The organism is Paracoccus sp. SCSIO 75233, assembly GCF_027912675.1.
Classification (GTDB): Bacteria; Pseudomonadota; Alphaproteobacteria; order Rhodobacterales; family Rhodobacteraceae; genus Paracoccus.
This window is the reverse complement of sequence record NZ_CP115757.1, coordinates 135,663-152,134: the sequence shown is the minus strand read 5'-3', so window position 1 is coordinate 152,134 and position 16,472 is coordinate 135,663. Positions and strand designations below refer to the sequence as shown.

General features: G+C 61.9%; 16 protein-coding genes. 10 read left to right on the top strand and 6 right to left on the bottom strand.

Annotated elements, in window-relative coordinates; all coding sequences use genetic code 11:
- Positions 1 to 91: 91 nt before the first annotated feature.
- From serA to PAF12_RS00750, 3 genes are all read left to right on the top strand, one after another.
- On the top strand, positions 92 to 1,681 hold the full coding sequence (gene serA / locus PAF12_RS00760) for a phosphoglycerate dehydrogenase (protein ID WP_271108116.1): 1,590 nt from the start codon (positions 92 to 94) through the stop codon (positions 1,679 to 1,681).
- 72 nt (positions 1,682 to 1,753) lie between these two features.
- On the top strand, positions 1,754 to 2,503 hold the full coding sequence (locus PAF12_RS00755) for a metallophosphoesterase (protein WP_271108115.1): 750 nt from the start codon (positions 1,754 to 1,756) through the stop codon (positions 2,501 to 2,503).
- 96 nt (positions 2,504 to 2,599) lie between these two features.
- Positions 2,600 to 3,061, top strand: coding sequence for a CreA family protein (locus PAF12_RS00750; protein WP_271108114.1), 462 nt, complete (start codon positions 2,600 to 2,602; stop codon positions 3,059 to 3,061).
- Here PAF12_RS00750 and PAF12_RS00745 read toward each other — a convergent pair whose 3' ends face one another.
- Complete coding sequence (locus tag PAF12_RS00745) at positions 3,062 to 3,802, bottom strand: sugar transferase (RefSeq protein ID WP_368045151.1); 741 nt, start codon at positions 3,800 to 3,802, stop codon at positions 3,062 to 3,064.
- 183 nt (positions 3,803 to 3,985) lie between these two features.
- On the opposite strand from PAF12_RS00745, the gene PAF12_RS00740 reads away from it, so the two are divergent.
- From PAF12_RS00740 to PAF12_RS00725, 4 genes are all read left to right on the top strand, one after another.
- Positions 3,986 to 4,441 (top strand): universal stress protein, encoded by a 456-nt coding sequence (locus PAF12_RS00740; protein ID WP_271108113.1) that lies wholly within the window; start codon positions 3,986 to 3,988, stop codon positions 4,439 to 4,441.
- A gap of 93 nt (positions 4,442 to 4,534) precedes the next feature.
- A complete protein-coding gene (locus PAF12_RS00735) occupies positions 4,535 to 5,092 on the top strand; it encodes a NifU family protein (RefSeq protein WP_271108112.1) in 558 nt (185 codons plus the stop codon).
- A complete protein-coding gene (gene tsaB, locus PAF12_RS00730) occupies positions 5,085 to 5,672 on the top strand; it encodes a tRNA (adenosine(37)-N6)-threonylcarbamoyltransferase complex dimerization subunit type 1 TsaB (RefSeq protein WP_271108111.1) in 588 nt (195 codons plus the stop codon). The genes PAF12_RS00735 and tsaB overlap by 8 nt, the downstream gene beginning before the upstream one ends.
- Positions 5,669 to 6,118, top strand: a complete 450-nt coding sequence (locus tag PAF12_RS00725; protein ID WP_271108110.1) for a GNAT family N-acetyltransferase — start codon at positions 5,669 to 5,671, stop codon at positions 6,116 to 6,118. Before tsaB ends, PAF12_RS00725 begins: the two co-directional genes overlap by 4 nt.
- A gap of 72 nt (positions 6,119 to 6,190) precedes the next feature.
- Here the strand turns inward: PAF12_RS00725 and secA are convergent, their stop codons facing one another.
- Entirely contained in the window at positions 6,191 to 8,881 is a 2,691-nt protein-coding gene (secA, locus tag PAF12_RS00720) for a preprotein translocase subunit SecA (RefSeq protein WP_271108109.1), read from the bottom strand.
- Positions 8,882 to 9,084: 203 nt separating this feature from the next.
- Here secA and PAF12_RS00715 point away from each other — a divergent pair, with 203 nt between their 5' ends.
- The 3 genes from PAF12_RS00715 to mutT all read left to right on the top strand — a co-directional run bounded on the left by PAF12_RS00715 (position 9,085) and on the right by mutT (position 11,783).
- On the top strand, positions 9,085 to 9,930 hold the full coding sequence (locus tag PAF12_RS00715; RefSeq protein WP_271108108.1) for a peptidylprolyl isomerase: 846 nt from the start codon (positions 9,085 to 9,087) through the stop codon (positions 9,928 to 9,930).
- Entirely contained in the window at positions 9,930 to 11,318 is a 1,389-nt protein-coding gene (gene argJ / locus PAF12_RS00710) for a bifunctional glutamate N-acetyltransferase/amino-acid acetyltransferase ArgJ (protein ID WP_271108107.1), read from the top strand. Before PAF12_RS00715 ends, argJ begins: the two co-directional genes overlap by 1 nt.
- A 66-nt stretch (positions 11,319 to 11,384) precedes the next feature.
- On the top strand, positions 11,385 to 11,783 hold the full coding sequence (gene mutT / locus PAF12_RS00705) for an 8-oxo-dGTP diphosphatase MutT (protein ID WP_271109619.1): 399 nt from the start codon (positions 11,385 to 11,387) through the stop codon (positions 11,781 to 11,783).
- Positions 11,784 to 11,792: 9 nt separating this feature from the next.
- Here mutT and PAF12_RS00700 read toward each other — a convergent pair whose 3' ends face one another.
- The 4 genes from PAF12_RS00700 to PAF12_RS00685 form a co-directional block, all read right to left on the bottom strand.
- Positions 11,793 to 13,013, bottom strand: coding sequence for a phenylacetate--CoA ligase family protein (locus PAF12_RS00700; protein WP_271108106.1), 1,221 nt, complete (start codon positions 13,011 to 13,013; stop codon positions 11,793 to 11,795).
- Positions 13,014 to 13,054: 41 nt separating this feature from the next.
- Positions 13,055 to 13,876 carry an ABC transporter ATP-binding protein gene (locus PAF12_RS00695; RefSeq protein ID WP_271108105.1) on the bottom strand — a complete coding sequence of 274 codons (822 nt, stop codon included), beginning with the start codon at positions 13,874 to 13,876 and terminating at the stop codon, positions 13,055 to 13,057.
- A 62-nt stretch (positions 13,877 to 13,938) separates the two neighbouring features.
- A complete protein-coding gene (locus tag PAF12_RS00690; RefSeq protein WP_271108104.1) occupies positions 13,939 to 15,219 on the bottom strand; it encodes an ABC transporter substrate-binding protein in 1,281 nt (426 codons plus the stop codon).
- Between the two features lie 52 nt (positions 15,220 to 15,271).
- Entirely contained in the window at positions 15,272 to 16,348 is a 1,077-nt protein-coding gene (locus PAF12_RS00685) for a branched-chain amino acid ABC transporter permease (RefSeq protein WP_271108103.1), read from the bottom strand.
- Positions 16,349 to 16,472 lie beyond the last annotated feature (124 nt).

The following is a 16,472-nucleotide window of genomic DNA, read 5'->3' as shown; positions in this document are numbered from 1 at the left end:
GTCCTGACCCGTAGGGTGCGCTTCAGCGCACCACCCCCAAACCAACATAATACGGGCTGCCTCCCCGCAGTCCCACCCAAAGGAACATCACATGCCCAAGGTACTCGTCTCCGACAAGCTGTCGGAAACCGCCGTCCAGATCTTCCGCGACCGTGGAATCGACGTGGATTTCATGCCCGAACTCGGCAAGGACAAGGAAAAACTGGCCGAAGTGATCGGTCAGTATGACGGTCTCGCCATCCGTTCGGCCACCAAGGTCACGGAAAAACTGCTCCAGAATGCCAACAATCTGAAGGTCATCGGCCGCGCCGGGATCGGCGTCGACAATGTCGATATTCCGGCGGCGTCGAAGAAAGGCGTGATCGTGATGAACACGCCGTTCGGCAACTCCGTCACCACTGCCGAACACGCCATTGCACTGATGTTCGCGGTCGCCCGGCAATTGCCGGAGGCCAGCGTCTCGACCCATGCCGGGAAATGGGAAAAAAGCCGCTTCATGGGCGTCGAGGTCTTCAACAAGACGCTGGGCCTGATCGGTGCGGGCAATATCGGCTCCATCGTCGCGGACCGCGCGCTTGGGCTGAAGATGAAGGTTCTGGCCTATGACCCGTTCCTGTCGGAAGAGCGCGCGGATCAGCTTGGCGTCAAGAAGGTCGAGCTGGACGAGTTGCTGGGCAAGGCCGACTTCATCACCATGCATGTGCCGCTGACCGACAAGACCCGCAATATCCTGTCGCGCGAGAACATCGCCAAGACCAAAAAGGGCGTCCGCATCGTCAACGCAGCCCGCGGCGGTCTGGTGGACGAGGAAGCTCTGGCAGAGGCGCTGAAATCGGGCCATGTCGCCGGTGCCGCGCTTGATGTATTCGCGACGGAACCTGCGACGGACAGCCCGCTGTTCAACCTGCCGAACGTGGTGGCGACGCCCCATCTCGGCGCATCGACCACGGAAGCACAGGAAAACGTCGCGCTTCAGGTGGCCGAACAGATGTCGGATTACCTGCTGACAGGTGCCGTGACCAATGCGCTCAACATGCCCTCCGTCACTGCCGAGGAAGCCAAGACGATGGGTCCGTGGATCAAGCTGGCAGGGCATCTGGGCAGCTTCATCGGGCAGATGACCAACGAGCCGATCAAATCCATCAATGTCACCTATGATGGCGTCGCGGCAGAGATGAACCTGAACGCCCTGAACGCTTCGGTGATTTCGGGGGTGATGAAGGCGTCAAACCCGGATGTGAACATGGTCTCGGCCCCGGCAATCGCGAAGGAACGCGGCATTCAGCTTGCCACCACCCGGCAGGAGGCAGGCGGCGTTTATGACGGCTATATCAAGGTGACGGTCGTGACTGATGAGCGTGAACGCTCCATCGCCGGGACCGTGTTCAGCGACGGCAAGCCGCGCTTCATCCAGATCCGCGGCATCAATGTCGACGCCGAAATCGGCGAACACATGCTGTATACCCGCAACAAGGACGTGCCCGGCGTGATCGGCGCCCTTGGTTCAACGCTGGGGGATCTGGGCGTGAACATCGCCAATTTCCAGCTTGGCCGGACCAGCTCGGGCGAAGACGCCATCGCGATCCTGTATCTGGATGAGGCAATGTCGGACGAGGCGCTGGCGGCGCTCGAAAAGACGGGCAAATTCCTGCAGGCGCGCGCCTTGCATTTCGAAATCTGAGCAGGCAGCTTTGAGCCAGCGATTATGGCCCGGCGGGTGATCCGCCGGGCATTTTTTTGAATGGGTCTGCGTATGACAAGCTCCGACGGACCAAGGCTTTATGCCATCGGCGATGTGCACGGCCAGCTTGAGCAACTGCAACAGGCGCATCTTCGTATCGAACGCGACGGCGGCACCGACGCAAGGATCATCCATCTGGGCGATCTGATCGATCGCGGCCCGGATTCGCGCGGCGTGATCGAATATCTGATCGACGGGATCGCGGCTGGCCGCGACTGGCACAGCGTGAAGGGCAATCACGACATCGAGCTGCCGCGTCTGCTCAGGGATGAAGGGATGAGCGATCCCCCAAACCCGCCACTCTGGACCGAAGAGCTGAACCACGGCGCGGAGACCACGCTCGCCTCATACGGTATTCCCGACGCGCGGAGCCTGCCTTTTGACGAGGTTCAGGACCGGGCGCGGCGTCTCGTTCCACAGCAGCATGCGGATTTTCTGGATCGCTTACCGCTTTACATGCAGGAGCCCGGATTCCTGTTCGTCCACGCCGGCATCAGGCCGGGTATCCCGCTGGCAGCGCAGTCGCCCATTGATCTTATGTGGATCAGAAACCCGTTCCACGACTCCACTGCCGATCACGGTGCCTTGGTCATCCACGGTCATACGCCGCTGCGCAAAGCGACACATTACGGAAACCGGGTGAATATCGACAGCGGTGCCGGATATGGCCGCCCGCTCTCGGCCATTCGGCTGGATCGGGACGGGGTCTGGCTTCTGGGCACGGAAGATGCAGAATTGATGACGCCCGGGCCGACGCTGTAGATCGGGCCGGAACTATCTTTGTTTATGCGGACCCGTGGCGCTGCAATCTGTATCATCCCGGGAAACCAACGCGGCCTGCAGGACTGGAGAGGTAAGATGAAACGACTGTTCACAGCGATGGCGCTTTGCACCGCGGCACCCGTCGGCGCGGAAGAGGTCGCCAAGATCGGCGTCGACTGGGTCGGCAATGACATCGTCATCGAGGCAATCCATGATCCGCAGGTCGAGGGCGTGACCTGCCATCTGGCCTATTTCTCCCGCTCGATGATCGACCGGCTCAGCCAGGGAAACTGGTTCGAGGACCCCTCCAACAGCGCGATCGAGTGCAGCCAGACCGGCCCGATCCGGCTGGGCGAGGTATCGCGTCGGAAAGATGGCGAGGACGTGTTTTCCGAAGGCCGCTCGCTGGTGTTCAAATCGCTGCGGGTGAAGCGGATTTATGACGAGGAAAATCAGGTCCTGATCTATCTGGCCCATGCGAACGAGCTGACGGAAGGGTCTGCGAAAATGTCGATCTCCACGGTTCCGCTCAACGGCGCGGCGGCCACTGCGGAATAATCAGCGGCCCCGGCGTTTGCGCGGACGGTCACATCCGGGGATCAGCGCCAGCAGGGTTTTCCACATGATCCACATATCCAGCGTGGGCGAGGCTGTCCGGCGATAAATCAACTCGATCCGCAGCTTGGTGGGCAGGCAGCGGGCATAATAGGCGCGGTCGGTTTCCTCGGCGGAATCACATCGCGACATGATCTTGTCTTCATGCCGGTGATAGATCAGCGTCGCGAGGCCGGTCACACCGGGACGCGCCTTCAGCACCGCGGCATAGAGCGAGGGGAAACGCTCGACATATTCCGGCAAGGGCGGGCGCGGCCCCACGAAACTCATGTCGCCGCGAATGATATTGATGAGCTGCGGCAATTCGTCCATCCGGGTCCGCCGCAGGAAACCGCCCAGCCGGGTGATGCGCCAGTTCTTATAGGCCCCGGTCGCCCCGCGATCCTCCTCCGCGCGCATCATGGTGCGGAATTTATACTGCTGAAAATGTTCGCCCGGGGCTTTCATCCGATGCCCGGAATAGATCAGCGGGCGGCCCTGAGTGACCAGCAAGAGTGCCGCGACGACAAGCATCGGCACGAACAGAACGACCAGCAGCAGGATCGCGAGAACCAGGTCAATTGCCCGTTTTGCATATTTTCTGTAGAAACGGTGATCGGCCTGTTGCGCGTCAAGGCCCCAGACCTCTCCGGCGGATAGGGCATCGCGATGCTCGACTGTCTCCCAGTTCTGTTGGATCGTCAAAAAAACAGCCCTCGTTGGCAAGTGTCGCTGCGCGGAACCAAGTATCATGCCCGGTACGGGAATGCATAACATACTGCATCCCACTGGTTAACCGAAGATAAAGCGGCTGGCACGAACTGTTGCCCGTTTCCCTCAAATTGGGCAGATTATAGCCTAGCGTCATCAGATTTATTAAGGCGAAAAATGCGTAAATTCTTGGTAGTTATGGATGAATCCCCGGAATGTCAGAATGCGATGCGTTTCGCGGCAATGCGCGCATCGCGAACATCAGCGGGGGTTGTCGTCCTTGCAATCATCCCGCCGGACGCGATTCAGCACGGTATCGGCGTGGCGGATCTGATGCGGCAGGAGGCCGAGGACCGGATCGCGTCCGAGTATCAGGTCTTCTCCCGATGGATGCGCGACAATCAGGGCGTCGATCCGGAACTGGTCATTCGGGAAGGCGAGCCGACAGTGCAAATTCTGGCCCAGATCGACGAGGATGGCGAAATCGGCGTTCTGGTCCTGGGTGCCAGCGGCGGCAATGACGGCCCCGGGCCAATCGTCTCGCGGCTTCTGCGCGATCTGGGCAAGCTTCCCTGTCCGGTTACACTCGTCCCCGGCGATATTTCGCGGGAACGACTCGAAGCGATCTCCTGACCTAATCGTCCACCCGCACGGCAAGTATCGGCCATCACAGTGCTTGACCGAAGATCGTATGAAGCCCATATGATTCCGCAAAGGAGCATGCCCATGTTTATCCAGACCGAAACCACGCCGAACCCCGCAACCCTGAAATTCCTGCCCGGCCAGCCGGTTCTGGACGAGGGCACCGTGGATTTCGTCTCGGCTGACGAAGCCGCCGTCTCGCCGCTGGCCAGCCGCATCTTCGCCACCGGCGGCGTCACCGGGGTGTTTCTGGGGGCCGATTTCGTGACGGTGACCAAGCAGGACGACCGGGAATGGGATCACATCAAGCCCGCCCTGCTGGGCGCGATCATGGAGCATTACCAGTCCGGCGCCCCGGTGATGACCGGCAGTGCCGAAAAAGTCGGCCACGCAGACCATGACGGCGAAGACGCCGAGGTGGTGAACCAGATCAAGGAACTGCTCGACACCCGTGTACGCCCCGCCGTTGCGCAGGATGGCGGCGACATCACCTTCCACGGCTTCGACCGCGGCGTTGTCTATCTGCATATGCAGGGGGCCTGCGCGGGCTGCCCGTCCTCGACCATGACGCTGAAAATGGGGATCGAGAACCTGCTGCGACATTATATCCCAGAAGTAACCGAGGTTCGTCCGATTGCCTGATGCGCTGACGCTCGGCTTCGACACATCGGCCGCGCATTGCGCGGCCGCTTTGCTGTCAGGCGACAGGGTTATCGCAACGCGGCTGGAGCAGATGAGCAAGGGACAGGCCGAACGGCTGTTCCCGCTGCTTGAGGAGCTGCTGGCATCCGCAAATGCGCAATGGCGCGATCTGAGCCTGATCGGCGTCGGAACGGGCCCGGGCAATTTCACCGGCATCCGTATCTCCGTCGCCGCCGCGCGTGGGCTGGCGCTGTCTTTGGGCATTCCGGCAATCGGGGTCAGCGCGACCGAAGCGCTCGCCTTTGGCCTGTCCCGGCCTTGCCGGATCGTCATACCCGGGCGGCGCGATCAAGCCATCTGGCAGGATTTCGGCGTTGGCCCGTCCAGCCCCCAACAAGGTGAGATCACCAGCCTTCCGCCCGGACCACCAGTCGCCGATCCAATCGTGACCATTGCCGAAGGCACAGCCCGTATCGCACGGGAGCAGGCCGACGAACCGCAACCAAGGCCGGCACCGCTCTACCTGCGCCCCGCAGACGCAGCACCTTCGCGCGAGCGTGGGCCGGTCATGCTTCCATGAGCCCGGAGTTTCTGGCGCAGATCCATGCGAAATGCTTCAAACGCCCCCGGCCGTGGGGCGCGCGCGAATTTTCGGATCTGCTGCAGGACGGCATGATCTTCCTCATCCCTGACAGTCATGGCTTTGCACTCGGGCGGGCGGTTGCTGACGAAGCCGAATTGCTCACCATAGCCGTCCTCCCCGAGGCGCGGCGCAAAGGTCTGGGGCTGTTTCTGCTCGAACAGTTCGAGGCCGATGCAAGCGCAAGGGGCGCGGCAACCGCATTTCTGGAGGTCGCAAGCGACAATCGGCCCGCACAGAGCTTATACCGCCGCGCCAACTGGCAAAGCGCCGGAGAACGGCCCAACTACTATGCTCGCGGGGTCAATGCCATCGTGATGCGCAAGGAATTGGCAGATACAGACCGGGGCGCTGCCCCGGACCCCGGGATATTTACACCAGTGTGAAGGCTTGCGCCTTTCAGCCTGGCTTAAATATCCAATCCGAGTTCCGGTAACCGCAGCCTTAACGCCGGTCGGTCAGACCGGCTTGCCGTGGCAATGTTTGTATTTCATGCCCGAACCGCAGGGGCAGGGATCGTTGCGCGACAGGTTGCCCCATGTGGATGGGTCGTCCTTGTCGAAGCCCGGCCCGGCATCCGGCGTTTGGCGGGGCGGCGTGGCATCTACCTGTGCTGCCTGCTGTTGCTGGACCTGCTGCTGGCGCAGCATCTGTTCGCGTTCTTCATCCGTCAGCGGGCGAATACGCGAGAGTTGCTGGGTGACGTCGCTTCGCAGCCCATCGAGAAGACCCTCGAAAAGCTGGAAGCTCTCGGTCTTGTATTCCGACAGCGGGTCACGCTGCGCGTAGCCGCGGAAGCCAACCACAGAGCGCAGATGCTCAAGCGTCAGCAGGTGGTCGCGCCATTTCTGATCGATGGACTGCAGAAGGATCTGCTTTTCGATCTGCCGCATCGTATCGGCGCCGAAGGTTTCTTCCTTCTCGGCCATATATTTGTCCGTGGCTTCGACCAGACGCTCGCCAATGGTCTCCTGATCGACGCCCTCTTCCGCCGCCCAGTCGATGACCGGCAGGTTCATGTTCAGCGTCTCGGCCACGGCCCGGTTGAGCCCGTCCGTATCCCACTGCTCCGCATAGGCGCGGGCGGGCATGTGCTGATCGACCAGATCGTTGATGACCTGATGGCGCATATCGGCGGCGATCTCGCCGACCTCCTCGCTGTCCATGATCTCGCGGCGCTGGCTGAAGATCGCCTTCCGCTGGTCGTTCATCACGTCGTCGAATTTCAGCAACTGCTTGCGGATGTCGAAGTTGCGGCCCTCGACCTTCGCCTGTGCGCGTTCCAGCGATTTGTTCACCCACGGGTGAACGATGGCCTCGCCTTCCTTCATGCCCAGCTTGGACAGCACGGAGTCCAGCCGCTCCGACCCGAAGATCCGCATCAGATCGTCCTCAAGCGACAGGAAGAACAGCGAACGGCCCGGATCGCCCTGACGGCCCGAGCGGCCGCGAAGCTGGTTGTCGATGCGGCGGGATTCGTGGCGCTCGGTCGCCAGAACAAACAGCCCGCCCGCGCCGATCACGCGCTCCTTGTCGGCGGCATGTTCCGCCTCGATCTTCGCGCGCAGCTCGTCGGGGTTCGCTTCCGGATCGGCGTCGAGCGCCTGCATCACCTTCATCTCGACATTGCCGCCAAGCTGAATATCGGTGCCGCGACCGGCCATGTTCGTCGCAATCGTCACAGCACCGGGCTTGCCGGCTTCGGCGACGATATAGGCTTCCTGCTCGTGCTGGCGGGCGTTCAGGACGTTGTGCTTGATGCCAGCCTTGTCCAGCATCTGTGACAACATTTCCGATTTCTCGATGCTGGTGGTCCCGACAAGGATCGGCTGGCCTTTTCCATGCGCTTCCTGAATCGCCTCGATAACGGCGGCGTATTTTTCATCGCCAGTCCGATAAACGCGGTCATGCTCGTCAACCCGCGCAATCGGGCGGTTGGTCGGCACCTCGACCACGCCGAGCTTGTAGATATCGGCGAATTCCTCGGCCTCGGTTGCCGCAGTGCCGGTCATGCCGGACAGCTTTTCGTAAAGGCGGAAGTAATTCTGGAAGGTCACGCTGGCCAGCGTCACGTTTTCCGGCTGGATCGCCACGCCTTCTTTCGCTTCGATCGCCTGATGCAGACCGTCAGACAGGCGGCGGCCCTTCATCATCCGGCCGGTGAATTCGTCGATCAGCACAACCTCGCCATTCTGGACGATATAGTTCTGATCCTTCTGGAACAGCTTATGCGCCCGCAAGGCCTGGTTGGCGTGATGCACGATGGTTGTGGATTCCGGATCATACAGCGTCTGGCCCGGCGGCAACACGCCCGCAGCGGCGAGAAGATGTTCCAGCTTCTCGTTCCCCTCCTCCGTGAAGGTCGCATTACGGGTCTTTTCGTCGACCTTGAAGTCTTCCCCGGTCAGTTCGGGGATGAATTCGTTCAGCGACTTGTACAATTCGCTGCGGTCCTGAGACGGGCCGGAGATGATCAGCGGCGTCCGCGCCTCATCAATGAGGATCGAGTCGACCTCGTCAACGATGGCGTAGTAGTGATCGCGCTGCACCATCTGTTCGACGCTGGATTTCATATTGTCGCGCAGATAGTCGAAGCCCAGTTCGTTATTCGTCGCGTAGGTCACATCGGCCTGATAGGCGGCGCGTTTCTCCTCATCCGGCTGGTGCGGATAAACCACCCCGGTTTTCATGCCCAGTGCGGCGAACACCTTGCCCATCCATTCGGCGTCCCGCTTGGCCAGATAATCGTTGACGGTGACGATATGGACGCCACGCCCCGACAGCGCGTTCAGATAGGCCGGGAAGGTCGCGACGAGGGTTTTGCCCTCACCCGTTTTCATCTCCGCAATATTGCCCTGATGCAGGAAAATCCCGCCCAGAAGCTGGGTATCGAAGGCCCTGAGCCCAAGCGCACGGCGCGCCGCCTCACGGCAATTGGCGAAGGCTTCGGGCAAAAGCACATCCAGCGTCTCGCCTTTCTGGAACCGATCCTGCAATTCGCGGGTCTTTGCGATCAACTCTTCGTCAGAGCGGGCCTCGGCCTCCGGCTCAAGATTATTGATCTTCGTCACCAGCGGACGCACCGATTTCACCTTGCGGTCATTGGGCGTCCCAAAGACCTTCTTCGCAATATTACCTAGACCCAGCATGAACACTCCGGCCGTCTCGTTTCAGGAAGGCTGCGGGCCACGGCCCCTTGCCCGGACCGTCCGTCCTGCCGTAACAGTGCAGGGATTAAACGACGCGGGCGCGCCTTTTCGGTTGCGCCGGATGTATGCCCGCGTCCATGCAGTGTCAACGCTTGCCCCCTTTAAACAACCACGTCAGGGGGGCCGATCAATGGGAATTCATCATGTTGAAACGTACCGCCTCCGCTGCCGCACTGATCCTCGCCCTCGGCACCACGCCCTCGCTGGCACAGGATGCCGATGCCTCGACCGTTGTCGCAACCGTCAATGGCACCGAGATCACACTGGGCGAAATGGCGGCCCTGCGTCAGAATATCCCGGCGGAAGCCTCTGCCATGCCGGCGGAAGAGTTGTGGAACCTCCTGCTTGACGAGATGATCCAGCAAGCCGCCGTTGCCAGCACCGCGGAAGGGGAGCTGACCGCGCTCGACAACGCCAATCTCGCCAATATGCGCCGCGACTATCTGGTCCGTGCCGCAATGGAACGCATGGCGGATTTCGAGCCGACCGATGAAGAAATTCAGGCCGAATATGCCAAAGCCTTCCCAGCCGACGATCCGCAGGTCGAATATGATGCCGATCACATTCTGCTGGAATCCGAAGAGGCGGCGAATGCCGTGATCGAAGAACTCGCAAACGGCACCGAATTCGCCGTGCTGGCGGAAGAGCGTTCTACCGATCCCGGTTCGGCCCAGAATGGCGGCGATCTGGGCTGGTTCACGCTCGACCGGATGGTCCCGGAATTCAGCGAGGCGGTCGGCGAAATGGAACCCGGCACCACCTCGGAAGCGCCGGTCCAGTCGCAATTCGGCTGGCATGTCATCAAGCTGAACGAAACCCGCGACGTCGTCCCGCCGACGCTTGAGGAAATCCGCGAGCCGCTGATCCAGCAGATCCGCCGCGAACGCGTCAGCGCCGAGATCGAGCGCATTGCAGGCGAGGCCACGATCGAAAAGACCGAGGGGCTGGAGCCCAGCCTGCTCGATCAGGACGTATTGGGGATCAATTGATGGCAAAGGGCGACAGCAAGGGCGAGAAGAAGAAGGCCGGAAAAAAGAAGAGCGGCGAGAAGAAAGCCGCCAAGCTCAAGGCGTCGAAGGTCGAGAAGGCCACGAAGAAATCTTTGAAAGCGTCGAAAGCATCTGCTGCAAAGAGCGGTTCGGTGATTTCGCCGCTGGCCCCGGCTGAGTTTCCCGCGCTTCCCGTGATCGCGGGGGTGGAGTTTGCTTCCGCCGCTGCGGGGGTGAAGTATCAGGGGCGCACCGACGTGATGCTCGCCCGGCTGGCGCCCGGTACGTCTGTGGCCGGGGTCTTCACCCGGTCATCGACGCGCGCCGCATGCGTGCTGGATTGTCAGCAAAAACTGTCTGGTCCGCAGGACACCAGCCAGGGCGCGGCGATCATCGTGAACTCCGGCAATGCCAACGCGTTCACTGGCGCGGAAGGTCAGAAAGCGGTCGATCAGGTGACGGCAGCGGTCGCGGAGGCCGTGGCCGTACCAGCAAGCCGGGTATTTTCATCCTCGACCGGGGTGATCGGGGAGCCGTTGCCGGTGTCGCGCATCACCGCCGTGATCGGCGACCTGACCGCCCGGCTGGACAAGAACGGTGCCAAAGCCGCAGCTGACGCGATCATGACGACCGACACCTTCGCCAAGGGGGCCGCCGCGACGGTCGAGACCGAAAGCGGGCCGATCCAGATTGCCGGGATCGCAAAAGGCTCCGGCATGATCGCCCCGGATATGGCAACGATGCTGGTCTATATCTTCACCGATGCGAAGATTTCACCGGCGCATCTGCAAAAGCTGCTGTCGAAGCAGGTCAACGATACCTTCAACGCGATCACGGTGGACAGCGACACGTCGACCTCCGACGCGCTGATCCTTGCCGCAACGGGCAAATCCCCGGCCGCGCCAATCGACGATCTGCGCTCGAAAGATGCGCGCGGCTTCAACAAGGCTCTGGGCGAGGTCATGCTCGATCTGGCCCAGCAGGTCGTCATGGACGGCGAAGGTGCCACGAAATTCGTCGAGGTGCAGGTGACCGGGGCTGAAAACCGCCGGGACGCGCATAAGGTCGCGATGGCGATTGCGAACTCCCCGCTGGTCAAGACCGCCATCGCGGGCGAGGACGCCAATTGGGGCCGCGTGGTCATGGCCGTCGGCAAATCGGGCGCGGCGGCGGACCGGGACCGGCTGACCATTCGCTTCGGCGATATCGTGGTCGCGGAAAACGGCTGGCGCGCGCCCTCCTATAGCGAGGCGGAGGCGAGTGCCTATATGAAGCGCGACCGGCTGGTGCTGGGCGTCGATCTGGGCATGGGCGCGTTCAGCCGCACCGTCTGGACCTGCGATCTGACCCATCGGTATATCGACATCAACGCCGATTACCGATCATAAGCCGCAAGCGGGGGCTGCGCGCCCCCGCACCCCGCGGGATATTGTTGCCAGGATGAAGATATGCCGATGAAAATGGTGTTGGTCGCGGCGGTCGCGCTGATCGATGTCGATGGCCGGGTGCTGCTGGCGCAGCGGCCCGAAGGCAAGTCGATGGCGGGCCTTTGGGAATTCCCCGGCGGCAAGGTCGAGCCGGGGGAGACGCCGGAAGCCGCCCTGATCCGCGAATTGAAGGAGGAGCTGGCGATTGACACCCATGCCTCCTGCCTTGCCCCGCTGACATTTGCGAGCCATGCCTATCCGGATTTTCACCTGCTGATGCCGCTGTTCGCCTGCCGCCGCTGGCAGGGCATCCCCGCCCCGCAGGAGGGGCAGAGGCTCAGCTGGGTCCATGCGAAGGATCTGCGCAAATATGAGATGCCGCCAGCGGATCTGCCGCTGATCCCGATTTTGCAGGATCTGCTGTAGCGCCGCCGCTCAGTCGTATTTGCGCCGGTCCTCGATCACCAGCCCATCATTGGGCAGGGTTCCGGGCGGCACCACCTCGACCCGGCCCTTCAGTTTCAGCGCCTCGGCCACTGAGGCCGCATATTCACCATTGGCGTCACGCGGGCTTTCAACCTGAACCGTCATCGCGTCCATCTCCCCCTCCCGGTCGGCGATCACACGGGCGCGGGCGATTTCGGGGTGGCGGGAGACGAAATCGGCGACCTGTTCCGGGCGCACGAACATGCCCTTGATCTTGGTCGTCTGATCGGCGCGGCCCATCCAGCCCTTGATGCGCATATTGGTCCGCCCGCAGGGCGAGGCCCCCGGCAGGACCGCCGACAGATCGCCCGTGGCGAAGCGCACCAGCGGATAATCGGGGTTGAGCGTGGTGACGATCACCTCGCCGACCTCGCCATCCGCGACCGGGTCGCCGGTGCCGGGGCGGACGATTTCCACCACCACGCCTTCGTCAACCACCATCCCGTCAATCGCCTCGGTTTCGTAGGCGATATTGCCGAGATCGGCCGTTGCATAGCATTGCAGGGTCGAAATTCCGCGCGCTGCATAAAATTCGCGTAAGGACGGGAAAAGCGCGCCGCCCGCAACCGTCGCGCGCGTGATCGGCAGCGCCTCCCCCAACTCGTCCGCGCGTTCGAGAATGATCTTCAAGAAATCGGGCGTTCCGGCGTAAACCGTACAACCGATATCCGCCGCCGCCCTGACCTGCAAATCCGTCTGCCCGGTCCCGGCAGGCAGCACCGCCGCATCGACGGCACGGGCACCGGAATCGAACATCATCCCGGCAGGGGTCAGGTGATAGGCAAAGCAATTCTGCACGATGTCGCCCCGACCGACGCCCGCCGCATGCAGGAACCGGCCAAGCCGCCACCAATCGGCGTCACGCCGACCCGGCTCATAAATCGGGCCGGGGGACTGAAAGATGTGATCGAACTCGGCTGCGAGGCGGGTGGCGAAGCCACCGAAGGGCGGGTTTTTCTTCTGCGCCTCGGTCAGTTCGGCCTTGCGGATCACCGGCAGCCGCGACAGCGCCTCCCGGTCCCGGACCGACGCCGGATCGACATCGCGCAGCAACCGCGCAAGTGCGGGCGCGGTTTTCGCGCGGCCTATCGCCGCCGGAAGCGCATCCCCCAGCCACTCGGCGCGTTCTTCGGCGCTGCGCGTCTCAAGCTCGTCGTAAAACCCCGGCATCGCGTCCTCCTGACACTTTCGTCCCGTTACCCAAAATCCGCTCAGGACAGCCAACGCTTGCGGCGGCGGTAGCTGCGCACGTCGCGGAAGCTCTTGCGGCCCTCATCCGACATGCCGAGATAGAATTCCTTCACATCCGGGTTCTCGCGCAACTCCTTGGCTGCCCCGTCCATCACCACCCGGCCATTTTCGAGAATATAGCCGTAATGGGCAAAGCGCAGCGCGACATTGGTATTCTGCTCGGCCAGCAGGAAGGTCACCCCTTCCCCTTCATTGACCGCCTTCACGATCTCGAAAATCTGTTCAACCAATTGCGGGGCAAGCCCCATTGACGGCTCGTCCAGCAGGATCGTTTCGGGCCGGCTCATCAGGGCGCGGCCCATGGCGACCATCTGCTGCTCGCCGCCTGACGTATACCCGGCCTGCGATTTCCGGCGTTCACGCAGACGCGGGAAATACTCGTAGACCATCTCCAGATCCTGCTTGACCGCGGCACCGTCGCTGCGGGTGTAAGCGCCGGTCAGCAGGTTTTCCTCCACCGTCAGATGCTCGAAGCAGTGGCGGCCTTCCATCACCTGAATGACGCCCTTCTTGACCAGAGCTGCCGGGTTCAGATCGGCAACCCGGTCGCCGCGATAGACGATACTGCCCTTGGTCACCTCGCCGCGTTCCGACGCCAGCAGATTGGAGATCGCCTTCAGCGTCGTCGTCTTGCCCGCGCCATTGCCGCCCAGAAGCGCGGTAATGCTGCCCTTGGGCACCGAAAGGCTGACGCCCTTCAGCACGAGGATGACGTGATTATAGATCACCTCGATATTGTTCACTTCGAGCAGGTTTTCCTGTGTCGGTGTGCTGTCCAGCATGGTGCATCCTCGGTTCGGGCGTCAGGCCCCGGCGGCGGTGACCGCCGGGGTTGAGTGTCGTCTCAGCAGTCCCGCGGGGTGATCCCGGCTTCTTCCGCATAGGCGGTCGAATCTTCGGCAATCAGCGGGTCGAGAACCTCGTTATCCGGCTCCATGAAGTCGGTGATCAGGTTCCATTGCTTGGCCGCCGCGTCCCATTGCTGGATGCGCGCCATACCGTTGCCGCCGTGGTTCTCGCAGGTCATCTCGAAAGCCGGGCCGAAATCGGGCAGACCGATCTCCGCCAGCCGCTCATCGGTCATCTGCAGGTTCTCGAAGCCTTCGCGAAGCTGCGACGGATCGATGGCGGATGTCCCGGCGAGTTCCTGCGCCTTGCGGATCGCCTCAGCAATCACCACGGCCGCATACATGCCGCGCGAATAAACCGCGGAGCCGACATGCTCGCCGCCCTGGCTGGCCTTGCCGGTGTCCAGCACATAGGTCTTGATGTCGTCATAGATCGGATAATCCATGCCGACACCGTTGAAGGTGATCGCCTTGTAACCGTTCGACCCCTCGCCCGCAGGCAGCACGTCGATCTCCGAGCCGGCCCACCAGATGCCGATGAAATTCTCCATCGGGAAGCGGATGTTCGCGGCTTCCTGAATGGCGACCTGGTTCATCACGCCCCAGCCCCACATCAGCACATAATCCGGCTTGTCACGGCGGATCTGCAACCATTGCGATTTCTGCTCCTGCCCCGGTGCCTCGACCGGGATTTCGGACAGTTCGAAACCGTGCTTCGCGCTCAGATCGGTCAGGGTGCGGATCGGCTCCTTGCCATAGGCGGAGTTGTGATAGATGAGCGCGATTTTCTTGCCGCTCAGATCGCCGCCGTTTTCCTCCAGCAGATACTTGATCGCCACCGAAGCGCCGTCCCAGTAGTTTGCGGGCGCGTTGAAGACCCACTCGAACACGGTGCCGTTCTTGGCCGAGGTCCGGCCATAGCCGGGGGTGTAGAGCACCTTCTGGTCAACGGCGACCTTGGGGATAAGCTGATAGGTGATCCCGGTCGAGAGCGGGTTGAACACCAGCCCGTCGGCCTTCAGCGATTCATAGCATTCGACGCCCTTCTCGGTGTTATAGGCGGTTTCGCATTCCGGCACCTGGATCACCTCGCCGCCGATGCCGCCATCGCGTTCGTTCAGGAGCGTGAAATAATCGTTGAACCCGTCGGCATACTGCGTGCCGTTCGCGCCATATGCACCGGTCCGGTAGGACAGATGCGGGACGACCAGATCGGCCAGTGCCGGGGCGGCCACCATCATGCTGGTTGCGGCCAGTGCTGCGAGTTTCAGTTTCATTCTCAATCTCCTCCCAGAGTTGTTTGAGGCCGGGTTCAGCCCGGTTCTGTCGTTAATGCGGGAACGGCCACAGCCGCAGTTTCTCCTTCACCAGCTGCCACAACCGGGCCAGCCCGTGCGGTTCGACGATGAGGAAAAAGATGATAAGCGCGCCGACGATCATCAATTCGATATGCGCCGCCAGGTCGGTCGGCCAGCCAAGCGCGCCAACCAGCAGGTTTTTCAGCAGGACCGGCAGCAGGACCAGAAAGGCCGCGCCAGCGAAGCTGCCGAAGATGGAGCCGAGCCCGCCGATGATGACCATGAACAGCACAAGGAAGCTCTTGTTGATCCCGAAGGCCTCGGTCACTTCCGCAGCGCCCAGATAGACGGCGAACAGCAGCGCCCCGGCAATGCCGACAAAGAAAGAGCTGATCCCGAATGCCGACAGCTTGGCGGTCAGCGGGTTCACCCCGATGATCTCGGCGGCAATATCCATATCCCGGATCGCCATCCATTTCCGTCCGACCATGCCGCGCGTCAGATTGCGCGCCACCCAGGCCGCGAAGACCACGAACAGCAGGCAGACCAGATATTTCGCCGCCGGAGATGCCGCAGGCCCGGTCACGGCCCAGCCAAGCACGGTCCGCTCAGGTGCCGTGATCTGACCGGATGCCGAATAGTTGTAGAACCACGGCACCTTGTTGAACAGCCAGACAAGGAAGAACTGCGCCGCCAGTGTCGCCACGGCGAGGTAAAACCCCTTGATCCGCAGGCTCGGCAGCCCGAAGGCGATCCCGACCATTGCGGTGATCCCGCCCGCCAGCAGAATATGGATCAGGACGCTGACTTCGGGAAACGCCGTCATCAGCTTATAGACCGCATAGGCCCCGACCGCCATGAACCCGCCCGTCCCGAGGCTGACCTGCCCGGCATAACCGGTCAGGATGTTCAGCCCGATCGAGGCGATCGCGTAGATCAGAAACGGCAGCAGAACCGCGCTTGCCCAGTAATCATTGATGACAAAGGGCACCACCATCGCCGCCACACCGAGGATGACGTAATATCCCATCCGGTCCAGCTTGATCGGGAAGGTCTGGCCATCGTCGCAATAGCTCGTCTTGAAATCGCCCGCCTCACGATAGAACATGCTGATCCTCCCGGTATCTTCCGCCGCAGCGGGGGTTTTCCACCCCCGGACCCCCGGAGGATATTTGCGCCAGGCTGAATTCAGGCAGCGGGGTTCGCCCTGGCATAAATATCCCCGCCGGAGG